Annotated in this window: 10 protein-coding genes; 5 read left to right on the top strand and 5 right to left on the bottom strand. The window is 53.6% G+C overall.

What is annotated here, in order from left to right:
- Positions 1 to 6: 6 nt before the first annotated feature.
- Complete coding sequence (gene porX / locus FRY97_RS06980; protein WP_147166730.1) at positions 7 to 1,560, bottom strand: T9SS response regulator signal transducer PorX; 1,554 nt, start codon at positions 1,558 to 1,560, stop codon at positions 7 to 9.
- Between the two features lie 429 nt (positions 1,561 to 1,989).
- Between porX and FRY97_RS06975 the strand changes: the two genes are divergently transcribed.
- Positions 1,990 to 2,808: an SDR family oxidoreductase gene (locus tag FRY97_RS06975; protein ID WP_147166729.1), complete on the top strand. Its 819-nt coding sequence runs from the start codon at positions 1,990 to 1,992 to the stop codon at positions 2,806 to 2,808.
- A 13-nt stretch (positions 2,809 to 2,821) separates the two neighbouring features.
- On the opposite strand, the gene FRY97_RS06970 is transcribed toward FRY97_RS06975, so the two are convergent.
- Both FRY97_RS06970 and FRY97_RS06965 read right to left on the bottom strand, forming a co-directional pair.
- Positions 2,822 to 4,129 (bottom strand): serine hydrolase domain-containing protein, encoded by a 1,308-nt coding sequence (locus tag FRY97_RS06970; protein WP_147166728.1) that lies wholly within the window; start codon positions 4,127 to 4,129, stop codon positions 2,822 to 2,824.
- A 39-nt stretch (positions 4,130 to 4,168) separates the two neighbouring features.
- Positions 4,169 to 4,453, bottom strand: coding sequence for a hypothetical protein (locus FRY97_RS06965; protein ID WP_147166727.1), 285 nt, complete (start codon positions 4,451 to 4,453; stop codon positions 4,169 to 4,171).
- 455 nt (positions 4,454 to 4,908) lie between these two features.
- Here FRY97_RS06965 and FRY97_RS06960 point away from each other — a divergent pair, with 455 nt between their 5' ends.
- Complete coding sequence (locus FRY97_RS06960) at positions 4,909 to 5,490, top strand: SPOR domain-containing protein (protein ID WP_147166726.1); 582 nt, start codon at positions 4,909 to 4,911, stop codon at positions 5,488 to 5,490.
- A 1,121-nt stretch (positions 5,491 to 6,611) separates the two neighbouring features.
- Here the strand turns inward: FRY97_RS06960 and FRY97_RS06955 are convergent.
- Positions 6,612 to 7,412 carry a hypothetical protein gene (locus FRY97_RS06955; RefSeq protein WP_147166725.1) on the bottom strand — a complete coding sequence of 267 codons (801 nt, stop codon included), beginning with the start codon at positions 7,410 to 7,412 and terminating at the stop codon, positions 6,612 to 6,614.
- Positions 7,413 to 7,710: 298 nt separating this feature from the next.
- Between FRY97_RS06955 and FRY97_RS06950 the strand changes: the two genes are divergently transcribed.
- Both FRY97_RS06950 and FRY97_RS06945 read left to right on the top strand, forming a co-directional pair.
- Positions 7,711 to 7,968 (top strand): thioredoxin family protein, encoded by a 258-nt coding sequence (locus FRY97_RS06950; protein ID WP_147166724.1) that lies wholly within the window; start codon positions 7,711 to 7,713, stop codon positions 7,966 to 7,968.
- Positions 7,969 to 8,102: 134 nt separating this feature from the next.
- A complete protein-coding gene (locus FRY97_RS06945) occupies positions 8,103 to 8,948 on the top strand; it encodes a universal stress protein (protein ID WP_147166723.1) in 846 nt (281 codons plus the stop codon).
- A 79-nt stretch (positions 8,949 to 9,027) separates the two neighbouring features.
- Here the strand turns inward: FRY97_RS06945 and FRY97_RS06940 are convergent, their stop codons facing one another.
- The gene (locus FRY97_RS06940; RefSeq protein WP_147166722.1) at positions 9,028 to 10,140 is read right to left on the bottom strand and encodes an alanine racemase; all 1,113 of its coding nucleotides are present in this window, start codon (positions 10,138 to 10,140) and stop codon (positions 9,028 to 9,030) included.
- Positions 10,141 to 10,455: 315 nt separating this feature from the next.
- Here FRY97_RS06940 and FRY97_RS06935 point away from each other — a divergent pair, with 315 nt between their 5' ends.
- A complete protein-coding gene (locus FRY97_RS06935) occupies positions 10,456 to 11,070 on the top strand; it encodes a porin family protein (protein ID WP_246141615.1) in 615 nt (204 codons plus the stop codon).
- Positions 11,071 to 11,285: the final 215 nt, after the last annotated feature.

Raw genomic sequence — 11,285 nt, 5'->3', positions numbered from 1 at the left:
CACACTTTACCGGGCGCTCATACGGATAACCGGGCAGATGATCTCCTCGAGGCTGATGCCGCCGTGCTGAAAGGTGTTCCGGTAGTAATTGTTGTAGTAATTGTAATTATTGGGGTAGAGGAAGTATTTGTCTTCTTTCGCGAAAATGAAAGTAGAGCTGACATTGGGGCGTGGCAGCTTGGCCTGCTTAGGGTCTCGGACATCGAGCACATCCTTCGGCTCGTACTGTAGGTTGCGGCCCACTTTGTAGCGGAGGTTGGTGGTCGTTTCCCGGTCACCAACAACACGGGATGGCGTTTTGACTCGGATGGTGCCGTGGTCTGTAGTGACAAAAAGCTGTGCCCCCCGCTCCGCAGCCTGCTGCAGGGCCGTCCAAAGCTGAGAGTTTTCAAACCACGAACGAGTCAGTGAACGGTAGGCTTTTTCATCTCCAGCCAGTTCTTTGAGGACTTCCATCTCCGTGCGCGCATGGGAAAGCATGTCGATAAAGTTGTAGACAATCACCGTCAGGTCGTTCTGAAGATAGTTGAGGATGTTGTCGTTCAGCTGTTTGGCATGATGGGCGTTGGTCACTTTTACATAGTCGAAGCGGATATCCTTGCGGAAAGTCCGCCCGATAAGCTCCGATAGCAGGTCATGCTCGTGCAGGTTTTTGCCGCCCTCGTCGTTGTCGTTCTTCCACCATTGCGGGTAGTGCTTCTCGATCTCTGCAGGCATCATGCCTGAGAAGATCGCATTTCGGCTATACTGTGTCGATGTGGGCAGGATACTGTAAAAGAAGTCTTCTTCTTCGGTCCTGAAGAATTCATTGAAAATGGGCTCCAGCATGCGCCATTGGTCATAGCGCAGATTGTCCAGCAGCAAGATAATGCTTGGCACCTCGTTGTTGAGCTTGGGGAAGACTTTGCTGCGCAGGAGGTTGTTAGACATAACGGGGCCGTCATTGTCTTGTATCCAATGGACATAATTTTTTTCTATGAACTTGGAGAAGGCTGCATTGGCCTCGCTTTTTTGGTCGGCGAGGATATCCCACATGGCACTGGAATTGGATTCGTCCAGTTTGATTTCCCAACTGATGATTTTCCGGTAGATGTCTACCCATTCTTCCACATTGAGCCCGCTGTTGATCTCCATGAAGATCTGCCGGAACTCCTGCTGGTAATCAGAAGAGGTCTTCTCCCTGACAAGGCGTTTGTTGTCTACGATTTTTTTGAGGGTCAGCAGGATCTGATTGGGGTTGACCGGTTTGATGAGGTAGTCGGTAATTTGAGCGCCTAGGGCTTCCTCCATTACGTTTTCGGCCTCGTTCTTGGTGATCATTACCACTGGGAGGTGGGGCTTTTGCGCTTTAATTTTGCTGAGCGTCTCCAGCCCGGTAATGCCGGGCATGCTCTCGTCTAGGAAAACGAGGTCTATGTCATTGTTGGCTTCACATTCTTCGAGGGCGTCGTAGCCGTTGGTCACAGTGACCACCTCGTAGCCTTTTTTCTCGAGGAACATAAGCTGGGGCTTGAGCAGATCGATTTCATCGTCTGCCCAGAGTATTTTGATTTTATCCATATTGTCGGAATGATTTAGGCGGTTCGAACTTCAAACGCTCATAAAGGTACTTCTTAGTATATGGATCGCAAAAGGATGTACATTAGACTTGTATGCGCCGGGGATCATTGTAGGGTTAAGAGAGCTCGTTTTTCTCACTACACTGGCCCGGCGCATCAATGCTATTTGTTGGGTGTGAACCAAAAATGTCGCAGGCGTTTATACCTTTCGGGCTATAGCCTTGCATTGGCCTAGCGCTGCGAAGGGGTGGCTGAAGGCCAGACCCGACGCCTGTAGGGCGAGGGGCCGAGCGGACAGCGAGCCCCGGAGCATAGCGGCACCTGCACGCGGGCAGGTGCAGGCCCCTATCCTTGCGGTAGGGGCAGGGCAAAAAAAACGACAATCTGGTTTGCGCCCTATTTGTTTGACTTGCGCAACAAAACTGGCATCATGATTAGACACATTTCTATTTTGGGCTGCGGCTGGCTTGGGCTCCCTCTCGGGCAGGCATTGGCCGCAGAAGGCTACCTGGTAAAGGGCTCTTCTACGCGTGCCGAGCGGCTGGCTGAGATTGAAGCGGCCGGGGTTTCCCCCTTTTTAGTAGAGGCTGGAGAAAAAGTGGAGGGCCCAGATTTGGGCCGGTTTTTTGAAACGGACCTTTTGTTTATCAACATTCCGCCCGGTGGGCGGCGTTCGCCAGATGTAGAGGAGGCTTATCCACGGAAAATTATGGCGGTTATGGAGTGGGCTGCCCGCTATGAAGTCCAGCAAGTCGTGTTCACCAGCTCCACCGGCGTGTACGGCAATGAGCAAAGGGTGCTGAATGAGGCAGACGGACTTGCTCCTTCAAGCGCTTCGGGAAGGGCGCTGCAGGTCATTGAGCAGTACCTTCAGCTCCGAAGACAGCCACAGGTGACCGTCCTGCGCCTGGCTGGGCTTGTGGGGGGCAGCCGTAAGCCTGGGCGTTTCCTGGCGGGGCGGAGGGATGTCCCCAATGGCGAAGCCCCTGTCAACTTGGTCCATTTGGAGGATTGTATAGGGCTGGTCTCCGCTTTGATTAGGAAAGAGGCTTTTGGGGAGATATTCAATGTAGTAGCTGATGAGCACCCTACCCGGGCAGCTTTCTATACTGCTCAGGCCGAAAAAGAAGGGCTGGAGCCTCCCACCTTTATTGCTGGGGCCACCCCATCTTGGAAAATCATCAGCAATGCTCGTTCTAAAGAGCGGCTGGGCTACGAGTATCTCCACCCAGACCCCATGTCCTTTTAGGCATAAGCCTGCATCAATGAGCGATCATGATTTGCTGCTGCATGGTTTCTCCTGTGCTCAAGGTGGTTTGGAGCAGGTAAAGCCCATCAGGGATTTGGCCTACGGGGAGCAGAAGCTGGCCGCCCCATTGAGCCGCAAGCCGGCCCTCTAGCGTCCATAGGGTAGTAGATGTTATGGGCGCGGGGCTGCTGATCTGGATAAACTCGGTTGCCGGGTTGGGGTATACCCTGAGCGCGTTGCTATGGGGCAGGCGCTGCTCCGCCCCTACCGGGTTGCATGCCAAGCCGGACAAACGGCTCCAGAGCTCATTATCGAAAGAGGAGGCGGCCGGTGCGATCCCGCCGGCGTCGAGCCCTTGCCGGACGACGACGAGGTTCTGGCTGGGCACAATGTAGATTTTTTGGTCGTTTGCCCCTAAGGCAGCGTACATGTCGGATGGTGCCTCGGGGATGAGGGGCCCTGGAAAGGTGGCCTGAAGCCCAGGCAGCAAAAAACTGCTCTGCCCATTTAGCCACCAGAGGTAGCCATAGGCGGGGTTGTGGGGCTGGGCGGGCTGCCGCATGGCCGCATGGTAGGCGGTATCCGTCATGACTTGGTCATCGCCCCAGCGGCCTTCCGCTAGGTTGAACAGCCCAAACCGGGCCATATCCCGTGCCGTGCTGAAGTAAATGTAGTTGAACCAGGCGCCCTTCATGCCAATCCTGTTGCCCAGGCGTAGGCGGGTGAACAAGGTCAGGTTGAGCCCAGTCGCTTCCTCTACTACATCCTGGACAAATCGGTAGGGGGCGTTGTGGTAGGCCCACCGTTCGCCAGCATCGGCCAGGTATTGAAAACATTCTGGCTCAAAGCAATTACTGGCAGCGTCCTCTTCTATGCTATCGTCCAGCCCGGTAGTCATCGTAATCTGATGGAAAACTTGAATAAGGGCTTCTTTTTCTGGCGGGCAGCTGCTCCAGCCCTCGCCCATGAAATCAGAGACCGGCTGCTGTATGGACAGGTGTCCGTCTTCCTGGGCCAGGCCTACCATCACCCCCATCAAGCTTTTGCCAGCTGATGCCCAGTACCAGAGGGAATCGGCGGTGTAGCTGCCAAAGTAGGCTTCTAAAGCGATACGGCCGTCTTTTAGGATGAGGAGCGATTTTGTGCCTTTGCTTTCGGCAAAAGCAAGCAGGCTGTCTACTTTTTCTGGGCACCAGCCAAGGCTGTCTTGTGGGATGTTTGCCCATTCGGGGCCTTCCACAGGAGGGAAGTAAAGAGGGGCTTGGGCAAAAGTGGCGTTCAGCCAGGTACAGCAGAGTAGGAGTAAAAGGGTTGACCGCATGGGCTTTTTGAGGGTTGGACGGGCTCGCCCAGAGAAGGTTTAAAGGGCGGTCTCGCCAGAGGTGTTGTGCTCGTAGAAAGCAAGGCAATGCAGGAAAGTTTTTACGGTTGCAGCCTCTCCGTCCTCTACTGCCCGGAAAACAGCTGCAGCCCGTTCTGCATCGGTCAGGTCCGCGGGCTCTTTGTACACAGCAGGCGCTGGCGTATCATCCGAAATTCGGGCTGGCATGGCAGGAGGGTTGCCGTCCGGTTCGGCTCGAGCGTTTTGCGTGAGGGTAGCGGCCAATGAGGCTGCTGCCAGGGCTGTCTTCAGCTTGATCTTCATGTCCGTAGGATTTTGGAATTATAAAATAGGAGGCGGGCCAAAGGGCTCCCAATTGCTCACGGTGTAGAAACCTGCTGATGGCGCAAGCGTGTTTGGTGCCCGGGCGGGCGTGATAAAATGGCGGGGTGTTGTTACAAGGCTATTGACTGAGGATGATAATTAATCGTTATTGGAGGAAAGATTATGGCCTTTTTATGGTTTTTCTGGGGTGCAAGGTGGTACAGCCCTTGAAATAAGGGCAGCTGCTGTTTTAGGAAAAAGGTGGTGCTCAGCCCATACTGGCTGCAGTATGAAAAAATACTTAATTTGATTTTTTCTACCTTAGGCCTAACTCTTAGTTATCGGGGGCAGGCCACGCACGCAAGAGGCCCCTTGGGGTGGCCTTCGGCCTGGAAAATGATATTTACCTGTACGGCCGGCTGTATGCCCATTGCCGTTCAAACCAAGCCTAAACTATGTCCAGACTTGATTATTTGACCATCGTGATTGTGGCGGTATGTGTTGCTGCACTGATTTATCTTATTTACATGACGACCAACCTGCTTGGCGGAGAGCCAGAGGCTGCTGTGGCCAATACGGAGGAGCATGTTCAACAAGATTTCCCGGAGGAGGATACGCTCACCTACGGCCAAGGGTACTACGAAGGGGCAGACACTAGCTCCGCAGGCGCAGGCTATGGGGCTGAAGAAACTTATACTGAGGGAGCTGCCGACGAAGAATATGCCACACCCGCCTACGAGGAAGCCGCAGAAACAGGGGAGCGTGCCCCACTGGAGCAGCAAGCCCCATCTTATAGCACGGTCGGGAAAGGGGAGTATATGGTGCTTGCAGGCACTTTCCGCTATAAGGCGAATGCAGAAGCCATGCAGCGGAGCTTAGAAAAGATGGGCTATAGCGGCAGCAGCGTGGAGCTGTTCGACCGTGGTGCTTATGCGGTAGTCTTGGTAGGCCGTTATGCCGATCTGAGCGATGCAAGGGCGCTGAAGGCTGAGCTATCTGGCAAGGGCGTGCAGGCTTATGTGCAACAAAAGCAATAGACTGGATGAGCCGTAAACCAGATTGTCGTTTTTGAGCTTGCCCCTGCACCATGTGATGGGGCCTGCACCTGCCGCAAGGGCAGGTGCCGCTATGCTACGGGGCTCGCTGTCCGCTCGGCCCCTCGCCCTACAGGCGTCGGGTCTGGCCTTCAGCCACCCCTGCGCAGCGCTAGGCCAATGCCAGGCTAAAGCCCCAACACGCTCGTAGTCTGTGCCCATTTGATGTGCTGGGCAGTCTGGTGAGGGGAATAAGCGCATTTTAACTATGCATTGGCTTGTGTTTTTTGCTGCAAATCAACATCTTATGCTCTTGTGTGGGATGAAAAAGCAGCCACCTTGGCACGTGGCCAGGCGGCTGAGAATGATTGTGAATCGGAAAAAGTAATCCTTACTCTTCCTTGAGCGCTCCCTCCATCATTTTTTAGAAGCGCTCCGGCCTGCCCCTATGTTGGCTGATCTCTTCCTACTGGCGCTCAGTGATTTCCTGTTGTTCTTGTATGCCCTTTATGGCAATCACACAAAGCTGTGCGCAATCTAAGTCCAAAGTAGATGTTTCCCCTGCTTTGCGGGCTCTAGCCTCAGTCACGGCTTCCGGGAAGTACGGTTTCACTCTTGCCCGATGGCAGGTAGTGCAAATAGGGCAAGCACAATATATAATATGGTGAAGGTCCACATCATACCCGATATCACAATTGCAGTGGCCGAGGAAGGGGGCTTAGGCCGTATTAATGAGGAAAGTATAGGGACTGCCAGGCGGGCAGCCACCGTAAAAAGTGCAATAAAGGTAGGTGGAAAGCGCAAGCAGGGTAAGGGAGAATGAGCAGTTCGCTGCCGCGAAGGGGTAACTGGAGGTTCTCGTTGAGCCAAATACCAGGAGGATTGGCATTGAGGGCAAAAAAACAGCCGCGCTGAAAAATCAGTGCGGCTGTATAGCCAGTTGTTTCAGGGGGTATCCCTGCATAGTACCACTGGCCGTAAAAATTGAACACCCAATTGACCATGTCAGCCGGGAGTTATCGGTTGGACAACCCCGCGGCTTGTGCTACAAATATAGCCTGGAAAGCATGCCTAAGCTGCTGACCTTGGTCAGCTCAACGGGTGATGTTTGTCAATGTGAGCGCTTATTGGGCAGGCCCCTGTGGATTGGGCTTGCGCAGCGCCTGTTCTATGCGCTCCGGTATCAGGGTGCCGTACTGATCGCGGAAAGCTTCTAGGTCGTACCAAGTTTGAAATGCGCTTACGCGGAGCTCCCCGCCCGGGCCTTCTTCTAGCTGAAAAGTCCGGACTTCATCCTGGTAGCTTTCTTCCACATATTCCGCCTGGTCTGAGAAAGGCCTGACCTTGTAGGCGATCTTGCCATTTACCAAAAAAAACTCCTGCCCATTGAAGTCCATCTCAGCATCAAAAATAGCCATGCGCTCATCGCAGATCTGCTGGAAAGTGGCAATAGGCGCTTCCCCCTGTAGCAATGCGTCAATCGTGGCGGGCAGGTCTACTACTGTGATATAAGGGAAGGTCAGGTATTGGCCGTGCGATTCGCTATAGCCATAGCCGCCAAGAAGGTAAAGCTTCCCGCCCTGCTGTTGATAAGATAGCCCGGTGGCGCTCATTTGCTCTCCCAGCGAGCCATCGTAGTTGCCGTTGGTAAAGGCACTGGCACGCCTGCGTTTGAGGTCAATCAGCAAAATATCCAGATTGGGGAAGTCTTCATAGCCTTTCTCGGATAGGCGAGAACGGATGCTGCCGCCAAAAACGAGGATGTAATCGTTGTGCTGCCCTAAGGCATAGCCATGCATGTCTTCTAGGGTAGGGTAGAGGGCAATGGCCTGCGGGGGCAAAGACCGGAGTGTGTGGTCTTGGGCTGCCCCAAATTGAGGGGACAAGAGGGATAGAAAGGCGAAAAAGGACAGGTATCTGGACATTGGGGGAAAATTTGGTGTACCAAAAGCGTTCAGCAGAGGCTGTTCCACAATGATAAGGATTCGGTGGGCAAGGCGGGCTGAGGATTGTCAACAATTGTCATCATAAAACGCTCTTTTTTAGGTTTTGTGCGCTCTTTGATGAATATCAGAGGGTAGGGCTGACTTTTATCAATGGGGCTTTGTAAAGAATAAAGCTTCTTTGTGATATAGAAATGGGGCGTTCCCGAATTAGAAAATTACCCAACTGATAACGCTGCCGGCGCTAATCATGCCGGTCATGGGCAGATAGAATGCAGCAATGAAAGAACAACGTATAAGGCTGTTTGGGCTGGGGTGCAACCTTTCCAAGCGCCTGCTGGATAACGTACGGCAGGCTGCATCGGAACAGGGCGTTCACTTGGTCGTTGAGGAGGTAACGGATATACAGGAAATGATGGACTTGGGCATCACGGCTATACCGGCCCTGCAAATGGGCAAAGAAGTCGTACTGAGCGGCCAAGTCCTTGGGGTAGAGGAGCTCAAGGTCTTATTTGGCAAAGCCCTGAAAGCAGGCTGAAGCTAAACCCGCTGATCTTTTGTAGTTGCTTCCGGACTTTTCCTTATTTTCAACCCAATGCTCCCTGCCCGGAGCTTGTACTGCTTATATATGCCAATTCTGCCGGTGTGTGCCCGGTGACAACCTATCGCAAAATGAAAAAGATACTCTTCCCCACAGATTTATCCGAGGCGGCCCATCAGGCCTTTATTTATGCCCTGCATCTTGCAGACAAACTAAAGGCGGAGCTCGTCACCCTTCATGTGTATCAAAAGCCGGAGGTGCGTGCCGGAGGCTTGCCTCACACCTTGTCGGAGTTTTATGAGCAATATGATTTGGATGAGTTTGAAAACTTCAAGGACAAAATCCCTCAGTTGCGGAAAGTACAAGAAGAAGCTGGGTTTGCACACCTTAATGTGCAGCACCGCCTCGAGCCGGGCCGCACCGTGGAAACTGTGCTTAAAATTGCCAAAACAGAACAGGCTGACCTCATTGTAATGGGGACGACCGGTGCGCGCGGCCTGAAGGAGATCTTTATGGGCAGCGTAGCTGGGGAGATCCTGGAAAATGCCGACTGCCCGGTGCTCGCAGTGCCCGAAAAAGCAGTCTTTGATGGAGAAATTGACGACATCGCCTTTGCGGTCAGTTTTGAAGAGGAAGAGGTGAAGGCATTTGAACAGCTTGTCGAAATTGCCCGCCCTTTCAACGCTAAGATGCATTGTGTAAATGTAGACTTGGCACATACCGCTAGCTATACGCAGCGTATGCATGCGTTCCGCGAAAAGCTCCCTACCTACGATAACTTGGCATTTGAGGTTGTAGATGGTACAGACCTAAAGGATGTGCTGATAGGGTATATGCAAGGCCACGGTGTCGATATACTGGCTATGGTCACTCATAAGCGCAGTTTTTTCCAAGAGCTCTTCCGTTACAGCCATGCCAAAGAGATGTCTTATCATTGCAATATGCCGATACTGTCCATCCCCGCCCATACCTTGTAAGGGCCAAAAGGAGGCAATCGGCGAAATAACAGAGGGGTACGGCTGAGGCGGTACCCCTTTGTTGCCGTAAGGGGCAAAGCTACCTTGCCTCGGGGTAGGTGGCCGGCATCATATCCAAATACTCACCCCCCAAGCCCCGATAGCCTTTCATTAAATTGGCGGTGAGGCAGGAGTGGACGGGCAGGATGTGCACCAGGCTCCCTATTTCAAGTTCAGCGAACAGCTCGGGAGTGCAAGACAGTATCCCGTGCTCTTGGGAAAGGCGCGACAAATAACTGCCTTTCGGGAACAGCTCCCATTTGCCTTCCAGCCGCCGGGCAGGCAGGCCGAAATAAGAGCTGCCATCTGGCAGCAGCAGCCGGTCTTTGGATAAATGCACCGCTCCGCCGTATAGGACCACTTCCCTGCGCTCGGGGTGCCGGGCAACAATAGGGCAGGCCAGCGCCAATGCGATATCCGCTATGGTGCAGGCTCCAGTTTGCCATTGCATCAGATCATAAAAGGCAAAATTGCCAGGGCGGAGCTCGTCTACACTAGGAAATTGGGACATGACACTGGCCGTGGGGGTGTCCCCTAAGCTGTATTGCAGGCCAGGAAAAGCTTGTTTGAGCGCTTGTACAACGCTGAGGCTCTGCTCGTGGACGTGGGCAATCTCTTGCTGTGACCGGGCTTGGTAGCTCTGCCCAGCATGGGATAGAAACCCTTTTAGCTGTAGTAGGGGGTGCTGCTCTGCTGCCTTTACCGTCTCGCGTATGGCAGCTGTATCGTTGGGCCTCAGCCCTGTCCTATGATTGCCAATATCTATTTTGACCCAAATGTCAACAGGGTGCAGCAGCAGCTCGCCCAACCGCCGCGCCACGGCCGCATCTTCCAGGGTGAGCCCCAAGCGGATGCGGCTGGCCAGCTCATTGATGCTCCGTATTTCCCGCAGGTTGACAGGGAAGGCTACGGTCAGGCAGCTCCAGCCTCCGTCGGCAAAATACCGTGCCATCTGTAGGGAGGAGACCGTGGCGCAATGTACGCCCGCATCCCGGAACCATTGGCCGACCTGCAGCGACTGAGGCGTCTTGAAGTGAGGGCGGAGCCTGATGCGTTCCTTGCGGGCTTTTTCTGCCATACGTTGGATATTGCGGCGGCATATGCGTTCGTCTAGCAACAGAGTGGGGGTTTCAATCCAAGAGAAATCCATCATCACGGTATGTTTTAGTGGGGCAAAATGCTGTAGGCAAAATAATAGATACAGCGAGACTGATGAAATCTATAGCCCAAACATTGGGCCCCAAACTCAAATGCAATAGGCTTCAGCCATCAAGATGGCACCGGCCTAGCGCTGCGGAGGGGTGGCAAGCCCGTTAGGGCCGAGCGGACAGCGAGCCCCGGAGCATAGCGGCACCTGCCATCGGGCAGGGGCAGGCCCCCTCACATTTTAACCCGGGCTTAACACCTGTGTTGATAAGATTGCTGTGCAGGGGGGCGTTATCTTCCCCGTCACCAACACTACAATCAGATGATGAAGAAGCAATCGGCAAAGTTCTACACAGCGGCTACTGCGGCTGCATTCCTGTTGGCCATTTTCAGCACTTCCCTGAGCGCACAGGTTGTGGTCAATCCCAAGGTGGGGGCCAACTTCTCCGGCGTAGAAAGCCAGCTGGGCGATATCACTGCGGAAGCCCGGGTAGGCTGGAATGCAGGGGTAGATTTCCGCATAGGCGAAAAGGCGCTGTTCTTTCAGCCGGGCCTTCATTTCTATAATTATACTGCCCGCCTCGTCGATCAGGTAGCGCGCCCGGATGACATCAGTTTTCAGGAAGAGACCACGATACAGAGCTTGAAAGCGCCGGTCAATATAGGATTGCGGCTTACGGGCGATAACGGGCTGCTCGGTATCCATGTGAAAGGGGGCGTGATGCCTTCCTATATTATAGGTGTCAATGAGAAGCCCGGCTATGGTTTTGATAAAAGCGATCTGAATACCTTCACTTGGGGCGCGAACGTGGGCGTAGGGGTGGATGTTCTTTTCCTTACCCTAGATGCCAACTACGAAATAGGGCTGGATGACTTCTTTGCGCAAGCTGCTGGCGCCAACAATATGCTCACCATCAGTATGGGGCTGAAGTTTTGATCAGGGCTATGGCCAGAGCCGGCTCTCTCGTTGAAGGAAGCGTGGCCCAGCCGCTACGGCCGCCCCGGGCAGATTTGCTGCCTGGGGTTTAGCATTTTTTGGGGCTTTAGTAATCGGTCTGCCCGGCTGAGCAACGGGGCAGGCTTCCGGATAAAAGGACAAGCCTCCGAACGGGCTCTTATATCAGCATGAAAATAAATTTAAAAAAATCATAT

The organism is Phaeodactylibacter luteus, assembly GCF_007993045.1.
GTDB classification, from domain to species: Bacteria; Bacteroidota; Bacteroidia; order Chitinophagales; family Saprospiraceae; genus Phaeodactylibacter; species Phaeodactylibacter luteus.
This window is presented reverse-complemented; position numbering and strand designations above follow the sequence as displayed.

Excerpts from the sequence above, each read along its gene's own strand:
- FRY97_RS06975 (WP_147166729.1), top strand. The coding sequence starts at position 1,990 with ATGATTAGACACATTTCTATTTTGGGCTGCGGCTGGCTTGGGCTCCCT.
- FRY97_RS06955 (WP_147166725.1), bottom strand. The coding sequence starts at position 7,412 with ATGTCCAGATACCTGTCCTTTTTCGCCTTTCTATCCCTCTTGTCCCCT.
- FRY97_RS06960 (WP_147166726.1), top strand. The coding sequence starts at position 4,909 with ATGTCCAGACTTGATTATTTGACCATCGTGATTGTGGCGGTATGTGTT.
- FRY97_RS06935 (WP_246141615.1), top strand. The coding sequence starts at position 10,456 with ATGATGAAGAAGCAATCGGCAAAGTTCTACACAGCGGCTACTGCGGCT.
- FRY97_RS06950 (WP_147166724.1), top strand. The coding sequence starts at position 7,711 with ATGAAAGAACAACGTATAAGGCTGTTTGGGCTGGGGTGCAACCTTTCC.
- FRY97_RS06970 (WP_147166728.1), bottom strand. The coding sequence starts at position 4,129 with ATGCGGTCAACCCTTTTACTCCTACTCTGCTGTACCTGGCTGAACGCC.
- porX (WP_147166730.1), bottom strand. The coding sequence starts at position 1,560 with ATGGATAAAATCAAAATACTCTGGGCAGACGATGAAATCGATCTGCTC.
- FRY97_RS06940 (WP_147166722.1), bottom strand. The coding sequence starts at position 10,140 with ATGATGGATTTCTCTTGGATTGAAACCCCCACTCTGTTGCTAGACGAA.
- FRY97_RS06945 (WP_147166723.1), top strand. The coding sequence starts at position 8,103 with ATGAAAAAGATACTCTTCCCCACAGATTTATCCGAGGCGGCCCATCAG.
- FRY97_RS06965 (WP_147166727.1), bottom strand. The coding sequence starts at position 4,453 with ATGAAGATCAAGCTGAAGACAGCCCTGGCAGCAGCCTCATTGGCCGCT.